Source organism: Sciscionella marina DSM 45152 (genome assembly GCF_000379465.1).
Classification (GTDB): Bacteria; Actinomycetota; Actinomycetes; order Mycobacteriales; family Pseudonocardiaceae; genus Sciscionella; species Sciscionella marina.
Window position 1 is genome coordinate 13,633 of record NZ_KB905381.1, and the last position, 21,223, is coordinate 34,855.

At 67.1% G+C, this 21,223-nt stretch carries 20 protein-coding genes; 12 read left to right on the plus strand and 8 right to left on the minus strand.

Features of this window, described 5'->3' with window-relative positions; genetic code table 11:
- Positions 1–6: 6 nt before the first annotated feature.
- The gene (locus A37U_RS0105995) at positions 7–912 is read right to left on the minus strand and encodes an MBL fold metallo-hydrolase (RefSeq protein ID WP_020495709.1); all 906 of its coding nucleotides are present in this window, start codon (positions 910–912) and stop codon (positions 7–9) included.
- A gap of 128 nt (positions 913–1,040) precedes the next feature.
- On the opposite strand from A37U_RS0105995, the gene A37U_RS0106000 reads away from it, so the two are divergent.
- Positions 1,041–1,943, plus strand: coding sequence for a helix-turn-helix transcriptional regulator (locus A37U_RS0106000; protein WP_020495710.1), 903 nt, complete (start codon positions 1,041–1,043; stop codon positions 1,941–1,943).
- Positions 1,944–2,077: 134 nt separating this feature from the next.
- Here the strand turns inward: A37U_RS0106000 and A37U_RS0106005 are convergent, their stop codons facing one another.
- Positions 2,078–2,611 (minus strand): DUF421 domain-containing protein, encoded by a 534-nt coding sequence (locus A37U_RS0106005; RefSeq protein WP_205622881.1) that lies wholly within the window; start codon positions 2,609–2,611, stop codon positions 2,078–2,080.
- Between the two features lie 388 nt (positions 2,612–2,999).
- Between A37U_RS0106005 and A37U_RS0106015 the strand changes: the two genes are divergently transcribed.
- A complete protein-coding gene (locus tag A37U_RS0106015) occupies positions 3,000–3,179 on the plus strand; it encodes an encapsulin (RefSeq protein WP_020495713.1) in 180 nt (59 codons plus the stop codon).
- A 454-nt stretch (positions 3,180–3,633) separates the two neighbouring features.
- On the opposite strand, the gene A37U_RS0106025 is transcribed toward A37U_RS0106015, so the two are convergent.
- The 3 genes from A37U_RS0106025 to A37U_RS0106035 form a co-directional block, all read right to left on the minus strand.
- Positions 3,634–4,830 (minus strand): NAD(P)/FAD-dependent oxidoreductase, encoded by a 1,197-nt coding sequence (locus A37U_RS0106025; protein WP_083933231.1) that lies wholly within the window; start codon positions 4,828–4,830, stop codon positions 3,634–3,636.
- Between the two features lie 64 nt (positions 4,831–4,894).
- Positions 4,895–6,232: an MmgE/PrpD family protein gene (locus A37U_RS42450; protein ID WP_020495716.1), complete on the minus strand. Its 1,338-nt coding sequence runs from the start codon at positions 6,230–6,232 to the stop codon at positions 4,895–4,897.
- Complete coding sequence (locus A37U_RS0106035; RefSeq protein WP_020495717.1) at positions 6,229–7,617, minus strand: MFS transporter; 1,389 nt, start codon at positions 7,615–7,617, stop codon at positions 6,229–6,231. The genes A37U_RS42450 and A37U_RS0106035 overlap by 4 nt, the downstream gene beginning before the upstream one ends.
- Positions 7,618–7,788: 171 nt before the next feature.
- Between A37U_RS0106035 and A37U_RS0106040 the strand changes: the two genes are divergently transcribed.
- Positions 7,789–8,676, plus strand: coding sequence for a LysR substrate-binding domain-containing protein (locus tag A37U_RS0106040; protein ID WP_026196914.1), 888 nt, complete (start codon positions 7,789–7,791; stop codon positions 8,674–8,676).
- 84 nt (positions 8,677–8,760) lie between these two features.
- Positions 8,761–8,952: a hypothetical protein gene (locus A37U_RS0106045; RefSeq protein WP_020495719.1), complete on the plus strand. Its 192-nt coding sequence runs from the start codon at positions 8,761–8,763 to the stop codon at positions 8,950–8,952.
- 90 nt (positions 8,953–9,042) lie between these two features.
- Here A37U_RS0106045 and tcuA read toward each other — a convergent pair whose 3' ends face one another.
- The 3 genes from tcuA to A37U_RS0106060 are packed head-to-tail and all read right to left on the minus strand — an operon-like array spanning position 9,043 to position 12,318.
- Positions 9,043–10,509: an FAD-dependent tricarballylate dehydrogenase TcuA gene (gene tcuA, locus A37U_RS0106050; RefSeq protein WP_020495720.1), complete on the minus strand. Its 1,467-nt coding sequence runs from the start codon at positions 10,507–10,509 to the stop codon at positions 9,043–9,045.
- 49 nt (positions 10,510–10,558) lie between these two features.
- Positions 10,559–11,539 carry an asparaginase gene (locus A37U_RS42455; RefSeq protein WP_020495721.1) on the minus strand — a complete coding sequence of 327 codons (981 nt, stop codon included), beginning with the start codon at positions 11,537–11,539 and terminating at the stop codon, positions 10,559–10,561.
- Entirely contained in the window at positions 11,539–12,318 is a 780-nt protein-coding gene (locus A37U_RS0106060; protein WP_020495722.1) for an IclR family transcriptional regulator, read from the minus strand. Before A37U_RS0106060 ends, A37U_RS42455 begins: the two co-directional genes overlap by 1 nt.
- A 223-nt stretch (positions 12,319–12,541) precedes the next feature.
- Between A37U_RS0106060 and A37U_RS42460 the strand changes: the two genes are divergently transcribed.
- The 8 genes from A37U_RS42460 (at position 12,542) to A37U_RS0106100 (ending at position 21,205) form a co-directional block, all read left to right on the plus strand.
- A complete protein-coding gene (locus A37U_RS42460) occupies positions 12,542–13,558 on the plus strand; it encodes an ornithine cyclodeaminase family protein (RefSeq protein ID WP_020495723.1) in 1,017 nt (338 codons plus the stop codon).
- A complete protein-coding gene (locus A37U_RS0106070; protein WP_020495724.1) occupies positions 13,555–14,973 on the plus strand; it encodes a dihydroorotase in 1,419 nt (472 codons plus the stop codon). Before A37U_RS42460 ends, A37U_RS0106070 begins: the two co-directional genes overlap by 4 nt.
- Entirely contained in the window at positions 14,970–16,307 is a 1,338-nt protein-coding gene (locus A37U_RS42465) for an MmgE/PrpD family protein (RefSeq protein WP_020495725.1), read from the plus strand. Before A37U_RS0106070 ends, A37U_RS42465 begins: the two co-directional genes overlap by 4 nt.
- A 37-nt stretch (positions 16,308–16,344) precedes the next feature.
- Positions 16,345–17,319, plus strand: a complete 975-nt coding sequence (locus A37U_RS0106080; RefSeq protein ID WP_020495726.1) for a dihydroorotate dehydrogenase — start codon at positions 16,345–16,347, stop codon at positions 17,317–17,319.
- A 2-nt stretch (positions 17,320–17,321) separates the two neighbouring features.
- Positions 17,322–18,620 (plus strand): MFS transporter, encoded by a 1,299-nt coding sequence (locus A37U_RS0106085; RefSeq protein ID WP_020495727.1) that lies wholly within the window; start codon positions 17,322–17,324, stop codon positions 18,618–18,620.
- 148 nt (positions 18,621–18,768) lie between these two features.
- Positions 18,769–19,140, plus strand: a complete 372-nt coding sequence (locus tag A37U_RS0106090; RefSeq protein ID WP_020495728.1) for a hypothetical protein — start codon at positions 18,769–18,771, stop codon at positions 19,138–19,140.
- The gene (locus tag A37U_RS0106095) at positions 19,137–20,390 is read left to right on the plus strand and encodes a Zn-dependent hydrolase (RefSeq protein WP_020495729.1); all 1,254 of its coding nucleotides are present in this window, start codon (positions 19,137–19,139) and stop codon (positions 20,388–20,390) included. Before A37U_RS0106090 ends, A37U_RS0106095 begins: the two co-directional genes overlap by 4 nt.
- The gene (locus A37U_RS0106100) at positions 20,387–21,205 is read left to right on the plus strand and encodes an iron-sulfur cluster-binding protein (protein WP_020495730.1); all 819 of its coding nucleotides are present in this window, start codon (positions 20,387–20,389) and stop codon (positions 21,203–21,205) included. The genes A37U_RS0106095 and A37U_RS0106100 overlap by 4 nt, the downstream gene beginning before the upstream one ends.
- Positions 21,206–21,223: the final 18 nt, after the last annotated feature.

The window sequence follows — 21,223 nt, forward strand, 5'->3', positions numbered from 1 at the left end:
CTGGGATCAGACGACGCGGGAAAAGCCAGCCCACCTCTTGATCACGAATTTCGAGCCGCTGCGCTCGACTTCAGCGGCGCCAGGGCCGCCGAAATGCGCCGGGAACACGAGCGCGTTGTCCTCGGCGGCACGGCCGAGCAGCTTGCGCCGGGTGGCGCGGGACTCGACGGGGTCCTCGCAGAAGCAGGAGTTGGTATCCGGCTCGACGATCTGCAGCGCGGTGTGCATCAGATCCCCGACGAACAGGGCCCGATCGCCGCCGGATTCCAGGGTGAGCACGGACGAGCCGGGAGTGTGCCCGGGAGCAAGGTCGAGCCGCAGGTTCTTGTCGATCCGGTGCGTCCCCTCCCACAGGTGGTTCAGCCCTGCCTGGTGGATCGGCCTCACGCTGTCCTCGAAGACGTTCTGGTTCCCCCGCCCTAACACGGTGTCGTTCTCGTTGGCCGGGTCCCAGAAATCGAAGTCCCGCTGGGGCATCAGGTACGTGGCGTTCGGGAACGTCGGCACCCATGAGCGGCCGTCGAGGCGGGTGTTCCAGCCGACGTGGTCGATGTGCAGGTGGGTGTTGATCACGATGTCGACATCCTCGGGCCGCACCCCGGCGGCGGCGAGGTTGTCGAGGTAATGCGTGTCCATGCGGCTCCACACCGGCGCGTAGGGTCGCTCCTTGTGGTTGCCAACACCGGTGTCGACGAGGATCGTGCGCCCCTCACTGCGCAGCAGCCAGGATTGGATCGCCGTGCGGCAATCGTCGGTCTCCGCGTCCAAGAAATCAGGTGCCAGCCAGTCGCGGTGTTCGTCCCACGAGCCGTCGGGGCTGTCCGGGAAGAACTGGCCTGGGGGCATCTCGACCGAGCCGTAGAACTCTGTGACACGGGTGACGGTGACGTCGCCGAGGGTGATCTGATCCATGTGGTCCGTCCTCCTGTTCGGGGTATGGGACCGAGCCTGGACACACGGGAACGTGGGGACCACTCCCGCGTTGTCCTACCACTGGCAGGGGGTGGCGGGGCCCTTGCCGGGCACCGAATACTGGGGTCATGAACAGACCTGGCCCACTCGGCGACTTCCTCCAGGCCCGACGGACCCAGTTGCGGCCCGAGGACGTCGGCCTGCGCGAACTCGGCCCCCGCAGGCGGGTGGCCGGGCTACGGCGTGAGGAACTGGCGCAGTTGGCGGGCGTCAGTGTCTCGTACTACGCACGGCTGGAACAGGGTTTGTCCCGCGGTGCCTCGGCCGAGGTGCTCGACGCGATCGCCCGCGCTCTGCTGCTCGACGAGCACGAGCGCGAGCACCTCGACCGGCTCGCCGGCGCCGCCCGCCACGTTCCCCGAGTGCGCCGTCCTCGGCCCGAGAAACTCGCCGACGAGACACGCGACCTGCTCCGCGCCGTCGACGGCGTCCCGGCGGTGGTGCTCGGCCGTCGTACCGATGTGCTGGCGTGGAACACCCTTGGGCACGCCCTGCTGGCCGGTCATCTGGACTTCCTCGGACCGGATGACCCGGCGCGGCGCCCGAACATGAGCCGGATGCTGTTCCTCGACCCGCACTGTCGGGAGCTGTACGCGGACTGGAAGCGCAAAGTGCGCGCGGTGGTCGGAAACCTGCGCATCGCCGTCGGGAGGCACCCGGAGGACCCGCTGCTCGCGGAGCTGATCGGCGAGCTGACGATGAGAAGCCCGGAGTTCGTCGCACTGTGGGGAGACCACCGCGTGGCGCCATGCGATGCGGCGTCCTACGAGCTGCACCATCCCGTCGTCGGGGCGGTGACGGTGACGCAGCAGACGCTGTCGATCGCCCGTTCACCGGAGCAGGTGCTCATCGTGTGCACAACGCCGGCCGACTCCTCTTCGGAGCAGGCCCTCGCATTACTCCGGCAGGCGAGCAGCAGCCAATCGTCGCACCTGGACGGCGTCGACGTTGCCGCGAAGCCACTGCGATAGGTGTAGTCGGCCCGGATCATGGTGACGGCCGCGATCGAGCTATCGGGGAGGGTGTCGATACGTGCGTCCGTTTCGATCGACACTCCAGCTCGCGGGCGTAGCTCTTCATCGGTCGATCCCCGCTGTGCTGTGGATCAGCGGCCGAGTCGATGCTCGAGGTTCGCGAGTTCGGCTCGGATTTCGGTCAGCAGTCGGTCGCTTTCCCGGCGTACATCGCCGATGGATGCGTTGCGGTGCTCCTGGTCGAGGGTGACGATCAGGGCGCCGCCGGGAGAGAGGGTGGCATCGGTGATTTCGGTGATGTCGTCGGCTCCCTGACGACGGCAGGCCGCTACGACATCGGCGCGGCGTAATCCGAGCCGGTGCAATGCTTTCGAGAGGAAACGGCCGTCCCGGATCAAGCTGGTCGACCGCCCTTCGAACAGTCGAACCAGGCGCGGATGACGGTTGACGAGGCGGACCAGCACCGCGTTGAGGGCGACGAGGACGGCCGCGCCGAGCAGGCCGCCGGTGAGACTGTTGTCATTGCCGATGACCGCGTTCTGGACGACGTTGGACAGCAGCAACATGACGACCAGATCGAAGCTGTTGAGCTGCGCGAGGTCACGTTTTCCGCCCAAGCGCAGCAGCAGCGCCAGTCCGGCGTAGACCAGTACGGTGCGCAGCACCTTTTCCGCGGAGGGGATTTGGAGGTTCCACAGGTCGTGCCACATGATCACTCGGCTCCTTTGCTTGCCATTCGGTCATGCCGATCGCCCAGCGTGTCGCAAGACTCTACCGTGAGCGAGGTTTCGGCATGACCGACCACAACTTCGCCAGCACGAACGGAATCATCACGAGTCCGAGTATCACGTGCATCTCTTGGGCCAGCCGAACACCGGCAGGTACAGCGAACCGACCACGGCGCCAGGTTCGCCGCGTTCACACAGGAGCACCCGGCTGCTTCCGGATTCGACACGGGGGATATCGCACCGGACAGATACCTCGCTTCGGTCGAGGCCGAGGGGGCGGGCGATGACCCGCTCGGCCTCGGTCCCCTCGTTGGGCGGTAGCCACATGAATCATCTGCCGTGTGAGCTCGCGCCGATTCCCGAAGCGGCTTGGAACGCACTCGAAGAGGAAGCCACGGAGCAGTTCACGGTGCACCTGGCCGGACGGCGCCTCGTCGACTGGCCGGGTTCCGGCTGGAAGCATTCGGCCTCCGGACTGGGTCGCAAAACGCGTCCTCGACCCTGAGCGACAGAATCAGGGGACGCCAACCGCACCAGCGGAAGGTACTCGCGCTGCTGAGCGTGATGGAGGCGTTCTGGCTCCGGGATTGGTCTCGTGACGAACTACTGGCTGGACCTGGCGCCTGCGATGTTCATTCTCGGGCTCGGGTTCGCCACCGGTGCTCGCGCTGACGCAGTCCGCGGTCTACCGGGTCGCTGGGGATCAAGCGGGGTATCGCGTCCGCGCTGCTCGATTCGGCTCAGCAGATCGGCGTCGCGCTCGGACTCGCTCTGCTTGCGGTGGCGCGGCGACGGTGGCCGCGGGTGTCCTCGTCGTGGCCGCTGTGATCGCGTTCGGCACGCTGAACACCCGCCCGAGCAGTGGGCATGGCACTGACGCGCGCACCGGTACCGAACGTGCAGCGAGCAGCGGTACCGGAGAGGCGAACTGATCGATCAGCGGTCTGTCTCCGGTCCGGTCATGTCGAGACTTCCGTGGGTGTGGTGTTGGTGGTCTGGTAGGTGCGGGTCATTTCGTTGAGGCTTTCGTCCATCGCGGGGGCGGTGGGCCGGTCGGGCCGGTAGGGCTCGAGCGCGGGGACTGGTGCCTGGGAGAGGATTTCGCCGGCGGCGTGTTCGGCGAGGATCGGGGCGAGGTGGATGGCGCTGTGTGTGGCGAGGGTGTAGAGACCGGGACTGTCATGGTGTTCGCCGATGAGGGGGAGGCCGTCGGTGGGGACGGGCCTGATGCCGATTCGTATGTCGAGGTTGGTGGTGGGCGTGTGTCGTAGTGCGGGCACGATTTCGGCGGCTCGTGCCGCGAGGTCTGTCTTGAGTGTCTCGGGTGGGGTGTTGCCGTTTGTTGCTGACCCCTGAAGGGTCGCGTCGACGGGATAGGAGTGCAGGCACAGGCCCTGTTCGGGGGTGGGGCGCAGGTTGATGTCCCAGAGGGTGAGCACGGCGTGGGTGTGCGGCTGGGGGAGCGGGCCGGTGTAGCCGATGATTCCCGGAACCTGCTCGAGTGCGAGATCGGTTCCGGCGAGTGCGGCGATGCGTGCGGCGTCGGGGCCGGCGCAGTTGACGATCGTGTCGGCTTCCCAGGTGTGGGTGCGGGTGTGCACGGTCCAGCCGTGTTCACCGCGCCGGTGGAGTGCGGTGACTTCGGTGTGGGGGTGAAGCTCGGCGTGGATGGATTCGAACACGCGCGCGATGAACGTGGCGGGGTCATACCAGGCGGCGCCGGGGTAGACGACGGCCGTGGTGTCCGCGGCACGGGAGAGGTCGAGTCCGGCGGCGAGTTCACCGAGATCGCTGGTTTCTACGAATTCTCCCGGATAGCCCCATTCGGCTAGCCGGTCGCGCCGTTCGGTCATGACGGTCCGGTCGTGTTCGTTGACGCCGATCTCGATCGAGGGAGCGTGGTGCAGCCAGCTTGGCCGCCCATCCCCGGTCAGTTGTTCGGCTAGTTCGGTGTGCCGGTGTGCTGCTTGGAGGCTGAGATCGAAGTAGGCACGGGGTGTCTTTCGGGCGGTGATGTCCATCGCGAAGGTGGTTCGCGAGGTGCCGTGTCCGGGTTCGCCGCGGTCGAGTACGACGACCTCGGCTCCCCGGGTGGTCAGGGCGTGAGCGACGGCGGTTCCGACCATTCCGGCTCCGATAACCACTATTCGACTCATTCGGCAACCTCCATCGGGGTTTGGACAGTGTGCAAGGGGAAGGGCAACGAACAGTGTGTTGCGGTCAGGTTGTTGTTCCTGACGGTGTGGCCGCGCGCAGCAGGGCAGTGATGTCCGGTAGGTCCGGCCCGGTAGCGATACAGCGCGAGAGCGCCGCCGCTCCCTGCTGGTCGAGGACGGGGTGGGTCAGGCGGTCGAATTTGGCGTGTAGCTGCTCGGCGGTGAGGGGGTTGTCCGGGTCGCCGGTGGCGGCCCGGATATCGGATTGGCTTGTGGTTCCGTCGGTGAACTCGAGCGTGGCGCGGGCCAGCGCGGTCCGGGGGAACGCGGCGTCGAGTGTCTCGTCGCGGACGAGTTTCACCGTGGAGGCGAGGGCATTGATGGTGGGATCGCGGGGATCCTCGAGATGGCGGGGCAGTGTGTCCGCGATGTCGATGTGATCGCGCACCAGCGCGATCGCGACCAGCCAGGGCAGGCTGAACTGGGCTTGTTCCAAGGTGGCCGGGGTTATCGAGGCGAGCGTGGTCGCCTCGTCGAATGTTTCGATGGTGACCGAGGCGATGTCTTCTGGCCGGTGGCTGGTCCGGGTCTTGGCATCGAGTGCGGCGTCGATGGCCGGATGGGTCCAGCGACAGCTCGGGTGTTGTTTGAAGTAGAGGTCCTCGATCCGGTAACGCTGGCCGTACTCATGGTCGAACGACTCTGCGGTTTCCGGTTTTTCCAGCAGGCTCGGTGGCGCGGTGATCCCGTCGAGGGCCATGCGTGCTGAGGCGAACGCGGTGACCGCTCCCCACCCGATCCCGTCCTTGACCATGCTCGGTGTCTGCACCGCGCGCGTTTCTGGTGTCAGCGGCGCGTAGAACTCGGCGAGCGCGGCAGCACGCGCGACCGCCGCCGTGTCGCCTCCCAGGAGCGCTGTGGCCGCGGCGGACGCGCCGACCGGTGCCCAGGAGCCGGTACCGTGGTAGAAGTCGTAGTAGCCGTGCAGGGCATGCCCGGCTCGGATCGCGACCTCGACTCCGGCGACATAGGCGGACAGGAATTCACGTCCCGTGCAACCGGACTCTTCGGCAGCGGCGAGTACCACGGGGAAGACCAGGGCGCTCGGGTGTCCTTTCAACGGCCGGTAGCCGTCATCGAGGTCGAACGCGTTCGCGGCGAACCCGTTGGCCAGACAGACACCCGGCGCACTGCCGGTCTCAGTCGTACCGAACAGGGTCAGCTCGCCAGTGCCGAACAGGCAGGACGCCGCGCTGCGGGCCTGCTCGGCGGCAGGGGTCTGGCTGCCGGCGATCGTGCAGCCCGCGACGTCGAGCAGACAGTCCAGGGCCTTGTGCTGGATTCGGGCAGGGATCGCGTTCCAGCGGGAGTCGAGGATGAATTCGGCGAAGGCATGGCTCATGGCTGCTGCTCCTGGGATTTCTCGGTTGCGTGGATTTCATGGTCGGGCTGGGGGATGGCGGAACTGGCAGCCGCTTCGGCGAGGGTCGTTCCACGAGTCTCCGGCGCGAGGACCAGACCGGCCACGAGCCCGATCAGACAGACCACGGCGCCGCCGATGGTCGCCGCGGAAACACCGAAGTCGGCCATGGCCATGGGCAACAGAAAGGTTCCCACCGCCGCGCCGATCCTGCTGACACTCGTGCCGAATCCCACCGCCGAGGCACGGACCTGGGTCGGGAAGATCTCCGAGGGATACACCCATTGCAGGATGCTGCCGGCGGTGTTCACCACGGCGAACACGATGAACAGCACGACAATCCAGACCACCGGCAGGTCAGCGGCGATCGCCAACAACAACAGCGGTAGCGCACTCAAGGCGAACGTGATGTTCAACAGCGGCCGTCGTCCCATGCGGTTGATCAGCAGGATCGCGGGAATGATCCCGATCAGGTCGAATATGCTGATCACTGCCGCGAACAGCATATGATTCCGGATTCCCATCGCTTGCAGGATCTGCGGCTCGAAGGTCGAAATCGTGTAGTTCGCCATCACCTGGCACATCCAGAACACCGCGACGAACAAGGTCCGCAACCGGTATCCCGGTGAAGTGAGTGCCCGTCGGCTTCCGGTCGTCGGTGTCCCGGTGTCCTCGTCGGGCAACACGACGTTGGTGCCGAGGTGCTGACTGACAACCCTTCGCGCTTCGGCGATCCGGCCCCTGCTCATCAGCCAACGTGGTGATTCTGGCAGGTTGCGACGGCCCAACACCGCGGCCAGGGCGGGAACCGCGCTGCTGGCGAGCATCCAGCGCCACGACGAGGAACCCGTCACGCTGATGACATACCCCAGGGCATAAGCAGCCACATAACCCAGCCACCACGCCCCGATCAGGCTCGCCAGCGCCGGACCACGCTGTTTGCGCGGCATGAACTCGGCCAGCATCGAACTTGCGATCGGATAGTCGGCACCGACCGCTACACCGAGCAGCAGCCGCAACACGAACAACTGCCACGGCTCGGTGACGATGAACTGCAGCAGCGACAGCACCACGAACACGACGAGGTCGACCGTGTACATCATGCGACGACCCACCAGGTCGGTAATCCGACCGAACAGGTAGCCACCGACGAAGATCCCGATCAGAACACTGGCACCGAGCAGACCACTCCACACCGGCGTCACCCCGAGCGGTTGGCTCAAGATCGCCAGAGCCGGACCGATGATGCCCAGCACGTAACCGTCGCAAAACGGCCCAGCCGCCGAGTAGACCAGCAGCTTCTTATGGAACCGTGAAAACGGCAGGTCATCGATCGCCACCAGGTCCTGCGGGTGCTCTTGCGTCATCGCCGCCTCCCGTCTCATCCGGAACGTCGCTGGAAACCTCCGCCGCACGCGCCGGTGCGTTCTCCGCGACTTTCACCTCGAGCCTGCGTTCCCGACCATCGTGACCACCCATCTATTGATTGGGAAGCGCTTTGACAATCCGAATATTCGCTTGTTTGATAAGGTTCGGTTATGGATATCGACGTTCGTCGTCTCCACTTGTTCATGGCCGTCGCGGAAGAGCTGCACTTCAGCCGCGCCGCTAAACGCCTGCACGTCAGCCAGCCCCTACTGAGCCAGCAGATCCGTGCTCTCGAACGTGAACTCGGAACCCAGCTGTTCGCGCGCAGCAGCCGGGTCGTGGAGCTCACCGCGGCCGGCCGAGCCTTGATGGACGCCACCCCTCGAGTGCTCTATGAACTCCGGCGGGCGACCGTCGACGTTCAGCAGGCGGCAAGTGGTGTGCTCGGACGGCTCCTGGTCGGATCGGTACGCACCGCACTGGCCGGTATCACTCCCAGCATCATGCGCGCCTTGCGCGCCGAGCATCCCGAGCTCCAGATCGATCTCGCCAACATGGAAACCGCGGCACAGCTGCAAGCTCTCACCGAAAGGCGCATCGACGTCGGCATCGTGCGCGCGACCACCACCGCCGAAGACCTGATTCTCGAACCACTGACCGCGGACCCACTGGTCGCGGTCTTCCCGCAGGATCATCCGCTGGCCGGGATGAGCGCGATCGACCCCGCCCAGCTCGCCGCCGAACCGTTCATCACCTGGCCACGTCACCTCAATGCCGACTTCTACGACATCCTCATCGCCTACTGTCGCGAGCACGGATTCAGCCCGCACATCGCAGCCGAAGGCGGCGACATCGACACTCAACTCGCTTTCGTGGCCGCCGGAACCGGCATATCACTGCAACCATCCTTCTACGCAACCGCCGGCCGCAGCGACGTCGCGTTCCGCCCCCTACGCGGAACCACCCCATACATAGAATTACGCCTCGCCCGACGCGATGAAACCAACCCAGCCGTCCGACACTTCGTCGACGCCGCGCGATGCGTAGCGAGCGAATAGTCAGCACGTCGCCGCCATATCTCCAACGTATTCGGCCGCCACAGCGAGAAGAAGAACGCCACCTGCAGGACGGCACTTGATCAAATGCCGGTACCTGTGAACAACGGTGCTGCCAGGATCTGCCCGAAGCTCCTGGATCGCCAGCACGATCCGTTCGAGCGGTTGTTGCTCGGTTTTCTGTCAGAGGAGGCGATGTGCCCGCTCAGTGCGGATCATCGTGACATGGTGCGCGCGGTGCACGCGGAGATCCCCTGCATCACCGTGTCCACCGCGTGAATGCGACGAGGTGGCTCCACTGGCAGCCACGGTGGTGGAAACACCGTAGGCAAGAGGTGGAGGTGTGCGGCCGGAGCCTCCGATGTGGGATTACGCTATGGAGCCCGCGCGCCGGCCGAACACGATTCCGGCGGCCAGGCCGGATCCACCGGGGTAGTTCCCGCTGAACAGACCGCCGAGAGCTTCGCCGCAGACCAGCAATCCGTCGATGGATGATCCGTTCTCGCGCAGCACGCGGCCGGAAAGGTCGCCTTTCAGTCCGCCGAAGGTGAACGTGATGCCGCAGGTGACGGGATAGGCGTAGAAGGGTGGTGTCTCGATCGGTGCCGCCCAGTTGGATTTCGGCGGGTCGACTTCGGCACGACGGCCGTCCTTGACGGTCGGATCGAACGGACGGTCCCGCTCGATCGAGCGATTGAAGGCCTCGACGGTTTTCGTGAACCGGTCCACGTCGATACCCAGCCGGTCACCGAGCTCGGGAACCGAATCCGCGGTGATCTCACTGATGCCGGGCATATCGTATTCCTCGGTGCGCAAGCTCGGCCGGAGCTCGGCGTCGAAGATCTGATACGCCACGTTCCCGGGCTGGGCCAGGATCTCGCGCCCGTATTTCGCGTAGGTGTAGTTGCGGAAGTCGGCTCCTTCGTCCAGGAAACGGTTCCCTGCGCGGTTGACGATGATGCCAAGCGGATAACTCTGTCTCGTCAGCCGGTTTGTCAGGGCGCGATTGGACTCGTTGCAGGCGGTGAACGCATCCCATTGGACGCTGTGCGCGGTGGACCAGTCACCACCGTGGGCGGCTCCGAGCTCGAGGGCGGCCAGGAGCATCGTGCCGTCGTTGTGCGGAGTCCCGCGGAGTTTCGCGTTGGCCCAGCCCGCGCCGAGGTGGCGTTCGCGCATTCGTGGGTTTGCCTCGAAACCTCCGGAGGCGATCACGACGGTGTCCGCGTACAGCTCGTGTTCCTCGCCGTCGGCGAGGTAACCGACACCGAAGACGGCATCTCCGTCGGTCAGCAACCGGGTGACCGTGGCGCCGTGGCGGATCTCCTCGCCATACCGGCCGGCCACGGCGAAGTGATCGGCAATGAGTCCTTCGCCACCGCCGACATTGCCGATAGGCAATCCACCCCAGAACAGGTATGAGCCATCGGGCCGGGCATAGGACTGGCGTTCGTACATGAGCCGGTAGCGCAGGCCGAGCTCGTGCAGCCAGCGCACGCCATCGGTGGCCTCGGTGACCAGGACATCCGCCATGGCCGGGTCCGTACGTCCTTCGGTCACCCGCGCGAGATCGGCCCGGTATTCCTCGGCGCTGTAGGGCGGGACGACGGTACGCGCATGCCGCTCGTCGGGTTCGACGATGGCGCGGAGCTCGTCGAGGCCGCGGTGTGCGATCCGGGTCGCGCCCGCCGTGAAATAGGAGTTTCCGCCCGCGTACTGCGGTTCACCGCGCTCGAGCACGACTACTCGGCGTCCGCGTTCGGCCGCCGCGTGCGCTGCGCAGAACCCGGCATTGCCACCGCCGATGACGATGACCTCGGTACTGGTACCGGACATGGCGATCTCCTTTGATCGGGCGGATATCGAGGCGAAGCCCCCCGCGGTGTCAGGGGCGCCGGTCGGGGAACAGCTCGCGCGCGGGAATCCCGGCGGAAAGCCCGAACAGGAGCCGCAGACGTGCTTTCGGCGCGGAGAGCAGGCCGGCGAAATACAGTCCCGCGCGGCGCAGGTCGGTCTCGGATCCCGCGCCGTCGTAGGTGTGCCGCAGGAGTGCGGCATCCGGGCACCGGCTGGTGACCACGACGGGTTTGCCCGAGTCCGCGAGGCGGACGAGTGCCGTACCGAGGGCGGGGGAGACGTGTCCGGCGCCGAGGGCCGCCACCACGACAGCGTCCACATCGGACGCGATCGAGTCCACTGTGGAGCCGTCGACCCCGGTAGCCGCGTGCACGAGGCCGACCCGGGCGCTGGGTGGGCCGGAGCGAGGGAGGAGATCGGTTCCCGGTGGGGGACCGAGCAACAGCTCCAGCCGATCCTCGGCGACGAAGCCGACCGGTCCGGCGGCCGGTGAACCGAACGCCGCGACCCGGGTGCTGTGCATTTTGGTGACGAGCTTCGCGACGTGCACCTCGTCCTGGAAAACGACGACCGGCCCGTACGATGCCAGCCTCGGGTCGGCCGCGGCCACCAGGGCCGCGTGGAGGTTGGCCGGACCATCGGGCCCGGCCAGATGTGGTGATCGCATGGCACCGGTGACCACGACAGGGGCCGTTGTCTCGACGAGCAGGCCGAGCGCGTAGACGGTTTCCTCGAGGGTGTCCGTACCATGGGTGAGCACAACGCCATCGCGGTCCGCGGACATCTCGTCGCCGACCGCGGCCGCGAGGGTCCACAGGTCGCCGGGGGTCATCCGCCGCGAGGACAGGCCGAGTGCGTCCCGCGGGAAAACCTCGATCCCTGCTGGACGGTCGCTTCGTGCCAGCGTCAATGCTTCCACGCCGCGGTGCTGTTGTTCTTCGGCCGATGGCGGAGCCACGGAGATGGTGCCGCCGGTGGCGATCAGGCCGATCGATCGTCGGGTGGTCATCAGGACGTGGGCCCGGGGCAGCCGAGTTCGGCCGACATCCGCTCGGCGGCGCGTTGTGCCGCCTCGGTCATCCGCACCCGGACATCGGGATCCGCGACCCGCGAACCAGGGGCGGTGATGGTGACGCTGGAGAGGACTCGATCGTCGCCGTCGCGGATCGGTACCGATACCGCCCAGGCGTCCGGGTCGAGTTCGTTGTCGCACACCGCGTAGCCCTTGTCCCGGACCTCCTTGAGCAGGTGCATGACATCGTCGACGTGGTGCGGAGTTCCATCGGTGTACTCGGTCAGCTCGACCCCTTCGAGCAAGGCACGGACGATGTTCTCATCGAGATAGGCCAGGATCGCCCGGCTCGACGCCGCGGCATGCAGTGGCATTTCCTGTCCGATGCGCACGAACAGTCGCAGCGCGTGCTCCGCCTCCACGATCGAGACACAGACCGGGACATCGCCGATGAATTCGGTGAGGAAGACGGTCTCACCGGTCTCGTCGGCGGCGTCGACGAGGGCCGCGGGCGGTTTCACCAGCCGGGCGCTGTGTGATCCGGTGCCGCCGGTGAGCCCGCGCGCCGCCCGCCCGATGAAGTATCGCTTCGTGACCGGGGACCGCCGGAGGTAGTCGACCTGGCCGAGTGTGGTGAGGATGCGATGCAGGCTGCCGAGGGGGATGTCGAGTTCGTCGTGCAGCTCCTGCAGCGTCAGCCCGGAACGTGCGGCGCCGACCGCGTTGAGGACCTCCACGGTGCGGACGATGACCTCGAGGGGGCGTGCGGCACTCATCGGCTGAGTCTCCTCCCGTGATGTTTTCGCTCTGTGCGCGGCCTCGTGACGCCATTGCCGCCTGCCGCCGGCACTTCGGCCGAGATTCTAGGCGACCTCCGGTGTGGGTTGACAACGCAGCGAGCGATCGGCCAGGCTCAGTCTATCGAAGTGGAAAGCAGTTTCCAATATCGTTCTCCGGTGGGCGGCGCCGGTAAACCTGAGAGCCGTCGGAGAGGAAGTCATGCCGCGGGTCTTGGACGACCAGCACATCGACGGGCTGCTGCCGCCCGAGGCAGCGCTCGCGGATGTGCGCACGGCGTTCGAGCTGCTGGCGGCGGGCGAGGCGTGGGATGAACCCCGGCGGCGCAGCGGCGTGGGACGGGTGAGGCTCAACATCATGTCGGCGATCGCGCCTGCGCTCGACACCATCGTGGTGAAGTCCTATCCCGTGGTGCGCGCGGAAAGTAATCGCGCGAGCGTCATCACCGTGCTGGTCTATTCCTGCGCATCGGGCGAACTGCGCGGACTGGTCGGGGCGGACCTGCTCGGTCAGCGGCGGACCGCGGCGGCCTCGGCGCTCGCGACCGAGGTGCTGGCCCGTCCGGACAGCGCCACGGTGTGCTTGCTGGGGACGGGATTTCAGGCGCCGGCCCAGATCACGGCGCTGGCCGGGGTGCTGCCGAAACTGCGGACGGTGCTGGTCGTCGGCAGAGACCCGGACCGTGCCTCGCGTACGGCCGCCGCCCTGCGCGAGGCACATCCCTGGTTGGACGTGGAGCCAGGGATCAGCGCGGAACACGCGGTACCGCGCGCGGATGTCGTCGTCACCGCGACGGGGGCCGCCGAGCCGCTGTTCGACGGTGGACTCCTGCGTGCCGGTACGCACGTCAACGCCGTGGGCAGCAATCATGCCGCGCGCCGGGAGCTCGACCGGACGAGCTTCCACCGGGCGGCGCACGTCAGCGTCGATTCGGCTGCCGTAGCCGCGCTGGAGTGCGGTGATCTCTTGGCCAACGACCTGGATCCGGGCGAGGCGAGCGAATTCTCCGCGGTGCTCACCGGTTCCGTGCCGGGAAGGGTCGATGGCGACGACATCACCGTTTTCGAGTCGCACGGCCTTGCCATCCAGGATCTGGTCTGCGCGGCCGGAGTGCTCGACCGCGCGCAGAAGGCCGGGATCGGCACGGTCATCGATCTGGGAACGGACCCGGTCGCGCGTGAGCACGAGCCGGATCGAAGTCAGAGGAGAGACATATGAGGTTGCACATCACCAACGGCCGGCTCGTCACCCCGGCGGGCCTTCTGGACAGCGATCTGCTCTGCACGGACGGGACCATCACGGCGATCCTGGACCGGGGTGCACGGGTCGACGCCGACGAACAGTACGACGCCGCGGGGAAACTCGTGTTCCCCGGATTCATCGATCCGCACGTGCATTCCCGCGAACCCGGAAACAGCCACAAGGAAGATTTCGACCACTCGACCCGGGGTGCCCTCGTCGGCGGCGTCACCACCGTGCTGGAAATGCCCAACGCGATCCCGCCGGTCGAGTCGGCCGAGGTCTTCGAACAGCGCCGCCGCGAGCACGAACGGTCGGCGTGGACGGACTTCGGCCTGTGGGGCCTGGCTCTCGGGGACACCAATCTCGACCAGATCGGGCCGATGTTCGAGGCGGGTGCGGTCGCGGTCAAGCTGTTCTGGGGATACGCGCTGCACCGCGAGACCCGTTCGCTGGTGTACAACCTCGGTGACGAGCCGCCGGAGAACCTGTTGATGCCACCGCCGAACGGGCAGGTGCTGCAGCTGTTCTCCGAGGTCGCCAAGCACGGCGGTGTGCTCGCGGCGCACTGCGAGGACAAGGATGTCCTCGCGACGAGCCAGGAAAACCTCGGCCACCCGATCCAGACCTACGAGGATCTGCTCGCTGCCCGGCCCGCGGTCGCGGAGGCCACGACCATCTCGATCGCGGCTCAGTTCGCGAAGGCAACCGGATGCCGTTTCCACGTGGTGCACCTCGCCTCGGAAACCGGTCTCGACGCCGTGCGCACCGCGCAGCGCAACGGGATCACCGTCAGCGCGGAAACCTGTCCGCAGTACCTGACACTGACCGATGCCGACTACCCGAAGGTCGGCCCGGTGATGAAGGTGTACCCGCCGGTGCGTGAACAGCGGGACCAGGACGCGCTGTGGGCCGGTTTCAACGAGGGCGCCATCTCCTCGGTCGGATCGGACCACGCGCCGCACACCGTGGAGGAAAAGGCACGCGGGTTCGAGACGCAGCCCGCGGGGGCGGTCGGCTGCGAGACCTTCGGGCCGGTCTTGCTGGACGCGCTGGCACGCGGCAGGACCACGGCGATGCGGCTCGCCGAGGTCGCCGCCACGCAGACCGCGAAGTTCTACGGCCTCTATCCCCGCAAGGGCGTGATCCGCCCCGGCAGCGATGCCGACCTCGTCATCGTCGATCCCCAGCTGCGCCGGACCGTCCGCAACGAGGAGCTGATCGCCAAGCAGCCGGTCAGCCCGTGGAACGGTGTCGAGCTGTGCGGTGGTCCGGTCGCGACGGTACTGCGCGGCGAGGTCGTCGTCCGCGATCGCGAGATCGTCGGTGAGCGCCGGGGCCGGTTCGTCCGCGCCGAGCATCGCGCGGGCGATACCGGTCGGTTGAGCGCATGAGTTCTCTCGAGGAGCTGACCTCGGCGGTACACGAGGCGATCGGCCAGGCCGGGGCGCTCACGGCCGGAACACTCGGCGAGCCGGTGCTCCGGCACGCGGCGCACGTGATCGCCGACTCCGTCGGGGTGAGCATCGCGGGCGGGCGCACCGCCGAGATGGCGAAGCTGCGCGCCGCCGAGGACGGATCCGGGGCCGCACCCGGTGGTCACGGATCCACGGTGTGGGCCGCAGGGGCGGGCCTCGCGCCCGCGGAGCAGGCCGCGTTCCACAACGCCTCGGCGGGAAGTTTCCTCGAGCTGGACGAGGGAACGCGTCCGACCGGGCATCCCGGAATGCACATCGTGCCCGCGGCCCTCGCCGTGGCCGAGGCGGAGCACCGGTCCGGTCGCGAACTGCTGGACGCGGTAGTGGCCGGGTACGAGGTCAGTGCACGGCTGCTCACCGCGTTCCGGCTGCGTCCTCCGACACACCCGCACGGCCATCTCGCCGGGATCGGGGCCGCGGTGAGCGTGGCGCTGCTGCTCGGCGAGGACCCGGTGGAAGCCGCGGCGATCGCGGCGACGACACCCGTCGTTCCGGTGTGGAACGCCTGCTACGTGGGCGCGACCGCACGCAATACCGCGATGGGGATGGCCGCCCAGACCGCCGTGCGGGCGAACCGGTTGGTGCGCGCGGGATTCACCGGATCGCTGGAATCGATTCCCGCGCTCTTCGGGGAACTGACGGGGCAACCGGTCGATGTCGGTGCACTGACCGCGCCACCGGATCCGGTGCGGCCGCGGATCATGCGGAACTACTTCAAACGCCACAGTGCCTGCGCGCTGACCCACGGTGCGGTCGATGCGGTGCTGTCGCTGCCCGCGGTGCCCGTCGCGGACATCAGCGCCGTGGAGGTCCGCACCGTCGCCAACAACCTCAAGCTCGACCGCGAGCCGTTCCCGAACGACCTCTCCGCGCGGTTCTCCTTGCCCTACGCCGTATCGGCGGCGCTGACGCGGCGCGTGTCGACGGTCGGGACCTTCGACTACGACGCCGGTGTGGCCCGGCTGGCCGAGAAGGTCCGAGTCGAGGTCGACCCCGAGTTCGAGGATCGTTGGCCGGAGCACGCACCGGTCGAGGTCGCCGTGCACACTCCGGAGCGGACGCTGTCCGCGCTCGTCGAGGATCCACGCGGGCATCATCATGATCCGCTCTCGGCCCAGGAACTGCGGGACAAGTTCACCGGTCTCGTGGGGGTGGGCGCCGATGCGCTGTGGGACGGGATCCTCGCGCTGCCCGGCGCCGGTGACTGCGCCACTGTGCTCGATCCGCTGCGTCATCCATCCGCCACCTAGCCGGTCCGATCCGGGATACGAAACAGGTCTCCCTTTGATGACGACATCAATCGCCGACGCTCCCCGGGAGCACGGTGCGCCGGGTCCCGCGGCCCCATGGGTCGATACGCGGGTCGAACTCGGTGGCCTCACACTGGCGAACCCGGTGATGCCCGCCTCGGGTTGCTTCGGTCCGGAACTGGCCGACCTGCTGCCCGTCGAGACGCTCGGTGCTGTCGTCACCAAGACGGTGTTCGCCAGCGCCCGTCCGGGGAACGCGACACACCGGATCACCGAAGTGCCGAACGGCATGCTCAACAGTGTCGGAATCCCGAGCCGGGGGGTGGCGGAATTCCGCCGGTCGGGACTGGGGGGATACGCGGCCCTCGATGCGCCGGTGGTGATCAGCATCGGTGGACTATCCACACAGGAGTATTGGCGAGTCGCCGAAGAGCTGGCCGATACCGAGCACGCCGCTTTCGAAATCAACGTGTCCTGCCCCAATCTCGAACGAGGTGGCCAGACACTCGACACCGATCCGCGCGCGATGAGCGAGGTCGTCGCCGGTGTGGTCGCCCGCAGCGCGAAACCGGTACTGGTCAAACTGAGCCCGCAGCTCCAGACGATCGGCGAAGCCGCGAAGACCGCGGAGGATGCCGGTGCCACCGCCGTCACGGTGTGCAACAGCTTTCCCGGCATGGCGGTGAATCCGGATCGCCGAACCTCCGAGCTGGGCAACGGGATGGGCGGCGTTTCCGGGCCTGTGGTCAAGCCCCTCGCGCTGCGGCTCGTCTGGCTTGCCGCGCAGGCAGCCGGTATTCCCGTCGTCGGCTGCGGTGGTATCCGCGCGGCGAGCGACGTCGCGGAGTTCCTCCTCGCCGGTGCCACGGCGGTGCAGATCGGAACCGCCAACTTCGCCCAGCCGTACGTGATGGCCAAGGTCGTCGAGGAACTGCCCGCGATGGCGCGGCGGCTCGGTGTGGACAGGATCTCGGATCTCATCGGAACACTCACCATCCGAGCGGAGGACTAGCAATGAGCAACGACGACGATGTCGATGCGGGAAGTACCCAAATGGCCGGAGACGACTCGCGGGCGACCGGCACGGCCGAACCCGAGGAGGTCACCTCGTACGGGCGCAAGGCGGTGTTCGGCGCCACGATCGGGTATGCCATGGACGGTTATGATCTCCAGATCCTCGGGTTCGCGTTGCCCGCGATCACGGTGAGCCTCGGCCTGTCCGACACCCAGGGAGGTTCGCTCGCGACGATCACCCTGATCGGCGCGGTCACCGGCGCGATGTTCTTCGGCGCCCTTGCCGACCGCTTCGGTCGCGTCCGCATCCTGACCTACTCGATCCTGTTGTTCGCGATCTTCACCGGCCTTACCGCGCTCTCCCAGGGATTCGCCGAGATGGCAGTGTTCCGCTTCATCGCGGGCGCCGGTATCGGCGGTGAATTCGGTATCGGCATGGCGCTGGCGGCGGAGGCGTTTCCGACGATCAAGCGGACCAGGGCCACCTCCGTGGTCGGTGTCGGTTTTCAGTTCGGTGTACTGCTCGCCTCGGTCATCTCCGCTCCGGTGATCGCCTTGTGGGGCTGGCAGGGACTGTTCGTCATCGGTGTCATCCCGGCGATCGTCGCCATCGTGCTGCGGTTGCGGCTGCCCGAACCGGAAGCCTTCGTGCGGCACCGGCGTGTGTCCAATGCGGCGGAGAAACGGGAGAACCCGTACCGTTTGCTGGTCGCCGACGCCAAAACCGTACGCACCAGTATCGGTATCATCATCATCTGTTCGGTACAGAACTTCGGCTACTACGGAATTCTTACCTGGCTTCCCACCTATCTGAGCAAGCAGCTCGGGTTGAGCATGACCAATTCCGGAATCTGGACCGCGGTCACGGTGATCGGAATGATATCCGGAGTGATGATCTTCGGGCAGATCTCCGACCGGATCGGCAGGCGTCGCTCGTTCTGGATTTTTCAGGCGGGCGCGTTCATCTCGCTTCTCGTGTACAGCCAGCTCACCTCATCGGCAGCCGTCCTGGTCGGTGGTGCTGTCATGGGGATCTTCGCGAACGGCATGCTCGGTGGTTACGGCGCGATCATCGCGGACAATTACCCGACGGCGGCGCGGGCCACGGCGCAGAACGTGCTGTTCGGCATCGGGCGCGGGGTGGGCGGGTTCGCTCCGCTGGTCGTGGCGCTGATCGCGAGCTGGCAGGGATTCGGCGCCGCGCTGGGTTTTCTCGCGCTGATCTACATCGTCGACATGGTAGCCATGTTCCTCATTCCCGACCGGCGTGGCAGGCGGCTCGAGGAGCCGATGAAATAACGGATTTCCCGACGTTCAAGCCACAGTGTGAAAGCGAGGAATCGTGTCGAATACAATCACTCTCGCGGCAGCGTTTCGTACGCTCGGTGTCGCCGCGGATACTTACGGCCCGACGATCAACACCGCTCGGTCACCGGGGGACGTCGATGTGCTCGCCCGTGCGCTTGCGGAGTTGACGAGGGATTCGGGCCCGGAAGTGCTGGTGGTCTGGAATACCTGCGATGAGGCGGTGCTCGCCAACGCCGTCGCGTTTCATCTCGGTGCGACCGTGAGCCGTGCCTCGGAAGCGGAAGGCGTTCTCACGTTCAACGAACCGATCGGTCAAGGCGCACATGTCGTGGCGGTGGCCACGCAGTGGAGTGACCGTCGGCTGGAGGTGTTGCGCCGCTTGGTTTCCGGTAATGGCGGCCGGCTCGTCGCGGTGGCCGCGGTACTCGCCTCGGACGCGCAAGCGGCCGTCACCGATCTGACGACGACCGCTCTCCTCTCGGAACACGAAGCGAAGGGGCGCACGCAGTGACCGATCTCATCGCCGACCAAGAGCGCCTGCGTCAACTGATCGATGTTTTCGCGCAGTTGTCCGAACCCGAGAGTGGTCCAGGTGTCACGCGGCTCGCGTACACGCCACTTGAACGAGACGCGCACGAGATTTTCGCGGAACGGATGTCCGCGCTGGGGCTGACGGTGTGGGCCGATGCCGCGGGCAACACCCTCGCGGAACGTCCCGGTGCCGATCCGGCGCTGCACGCCATCGGCACCGGTTCGCATCTGGACAGTGTGCCGAACGCCGGAGCCTTCGACGGGATCGTCGGGGTGTGTGCGGCGATGGAGGCGGCGCGGTTGTTCGTCGAGCACGATGTCCTCCATCGTCACCCGTTGCGGTTCGTGGTGTTCGCTGCGGAGGAGGGCGCGCGCTTCGGGCAGGCATGCACCGGAAGCCGGATCGCCGCCGGACTCACCGGTGCGAGCGAGCTACCCGCGAAGCGCGACGCGGACGGGATCAGTCTCGCGGAGGCCATGACCGGGGTCGGGCTCGATCCGGCCGCCGTGGCCGGGGCGCGGTGGCGGCCGGAGGATTGGGCCGCGTTCATCGAACTGCACATCGAGCAGGGCAGTGTGCTCGAGACGAACGGTGTGCGCCTGGGAGTCGTCGATTCGATCTCCGGTAGCACGCGACTTCTCCTCGAACTCAGCGGTCGTGCGACACACAGCGGTGGGACCCCGATGCACTTGCGCGCGGACGCGATGACCGCGGCCGCGGAGGTGGTGCTGGCCATCGAGTCGCTGGCCGGTGCGGACAACGTCGGCACCCGGACGACCGTCGGCAAGATCGAGGCGGAGCCGGGTTCGATCACGACCATCGCGGGGCACGTGCGGTTGTGGGTCGATGTGCGCGGTACCGATGCCCAGCGTCAGCGGAACACCACGCGGGAGATCGTTCGGCGGGCGGCGAATATCTGCGCGGGCCGCGGGATCGGATTCGAACACGAACAGCTCGCGGACACGCCGCCGGTCCGGCTGCCGGACGGTATCCGGGACGAGCTCGCTGCCTGCTGCCGGGCCGGCGGTATCGAGCCGTGCATCATGACCAGCGGTGCCAGTCATGATGCGCAGCAGATCAACAATGTCACGCCGAGCGGGATGCTGTTCGTGCCGAGCAAAGCGGGAATCAGCCACGACCCGGCGGAATGGACGAGTATCGAGGACGTCGCCCTGGGAACGAATGCGCTGAGCGCAGGTCTGCTCCGGTTGGACGAGGGCCTGTCATGAGCTCCCCGGCAACGCTGGGTGTGCTCGCCGGTGAGCGCCCGATGCCGACCTGGGCACGAACGCAGGTGCTGGTCAATCGCCCACTGACGGACCGTTATCGGCTACTCCGGTTCCGCAGCGCGACCATCGCCGCGCGGGCCGAGGCGGGACAGTTCGTGATGCTCAGTCCGGCGACGGAGTCCGGACCGGTCCTCCCGCGGCCGATGGCGATCTATACGCGTGATGCCGGCAGTGGATCCGTGGACATCGTCTACGGCGTCGTCGGTAGCGGAACGAAGGCGCTGGCCGCCCTCGAACCCGGCGCGACCGTCGTGGTCACCGGGCCGCTGGGGCGAGGCTTCGTGGTCCACGAGGAGACCGGGCACGTCCTGCTCATCGGTCGCGGGGTGGGAATCTGCGCGATGACCACCGTCGCGCAGGATCTCGCGGGAACCGGGGTCCGGGTGTCGGCGGTGCTCAGCGGCAGGCACGAATCCGCGATCATCGGTGCGGAGGTTTTCCGCGGCTGCCACGGCGATGTCCGGCTGGCCACTGACGCCGATGAGACCAGCGGGGTCGCCGTGCTGCGCGAACGACTGCACCGGGGGTTCGACGGCGATCCGCCGCAGCAGATCCTCACCAGCGGATCGGCGCGATTGACCCGGATGTCCGGGGAACTCGCCGCTCGCTGGCACGCGACCGTACAGGTCTCGATCGAGGCGCACATGGCCTGTGGTCTCGGCTACTGCCATGGCTGTGCGGCCGGTGACGGAGACGGAACGCACGAGGCTCCGCTGGTCTGCCGCGACGGACCGGTCTTCCGGCTCCGGGGATGAGGCGGCCACTCGCGTACC

Excerpts from the sequence above, each read along its gene's own strand:
- A37U_RS0105995 (WP_020495709.1), bottom strand. The coding sequence starts at position 912 with ATGGATCAGATCACCCTCGGCGACGTCACCGTCACCCGTGTCACAGAG.
- A37U_RS0106000 (WP_020495710.1), top strand. The coding sequence starts at position 1,041 with ATGAACAGACCTGGCCCACTCGGCGACTTCCTCCAGGCCCGACGGACC.
- A37U_RS0106015 (WP_020495713.1), top strand. The coding sequence starts at position 3,000 with ATGAATCATCTGCCGTGTGAGCTCGCGCCGATTCCCGAAGCGGCTTGG.
- A37U_RS0106025 (WP_083933231.1), bottom strand. The coding sequence starts at position 4,830 with ATGAGTCGAATAGTGGTTATCGGAGCCGGAATGGTCGGAACCGCCGTC.
- A37U_RS42450 (WP_020495716.1), bottom strand. The coding sequence starts at position 6,232 with ATGAGCCATGCCTTCGCCGAATTCATCCTCGACTCCCGCTGGAACGCG.
- A37U_RS0106035 (WP_020495717.1), bottom strand. The coding sequence starts at position 7,617 with ATGACGCAAGAGCACCCGCAGGACCTGGTGGCGATCGATGACCTGCCG.
- A37U_RS0106040 (WP_026196914.1), top strand. The coding sequence starts at position 7,789 with ATGGATATCGACGTTCGTCGTCTCCACTTGTTCATGGCCGTCGCGGAA.
- A37U_RS0106045 (WP_020495719.1), top strand. The coding sequence starts at position 8,761 with ATGCCGGTACCTGTGAACAACGGTGCTGCCAGGATCTGCCCGAAGCTC.
- tcuA (WP_020495720.1), bottom strand. The coding sequence starts at position 10,509 with ATGTCCGGTACCAGTACCGAGGTCATCGTCATCGGCGGTGGCAATGCC.
- A37U_RS42455 (WP_020495721.1), bottom strand. The coding sequence starts at position 11,539 with ATGACCACCCGACGATCGATCGGCCTGATCGCCACCGGCGGCACCATC.
- A37U_RS0106060 (WP_020495722.1), bottom strand. The coding sequence starts at position 12,318 with ATGAGTGCCGCACGCCCCCTCGAGGTCATCGTCCGCACCGTGGAGGTC.
- A37U_RS42460 (WP_020495723.1), top strand. The coding sequence starts at position 12,542 with ATGCCGCGGGTCTTGGACGACCAGCACATCGACGGGCTGCTGCCGCCC.
- A37U_RS0106070 (WP_020495724.1), top strand. The coding sequence starts at position 13,555 with ATGAGGTTGCACATCACCAACGGCCGGCTCGTCACCCCGGCGGGCCTT.
- A37U_RS42465 (WP_020495725.1), top strand. The coding sequence starts at position 14,970 with ATGAGTTCTCTCGAGGAGCTGACCTCGGCGGTACACGAGGCGATCGGC.
- A37U_RS0106080 (WP_020495726.1), top strand. The coding sequence starts at position 16,345 with ATGACGACATCAATCGCCGACGCTCCCCGGGAGCACGGTGCGCCGGGT.
- A37U_RS0106085 (WP_020495727.1), top strand. The coding sequence starts at position 17,322 with ATGAGCAACGACGACGATGTCGATGCGGGAAGTACCCAAATGGCCGGA.
- A37U_RS0106100 (WP_020495730.1), top strand. The coding sequence starts at position 20,387 with ATGAGCTCCCCGGCAACGCTGGGTGTGCTCGCCGGTGAGCGCCCGATG.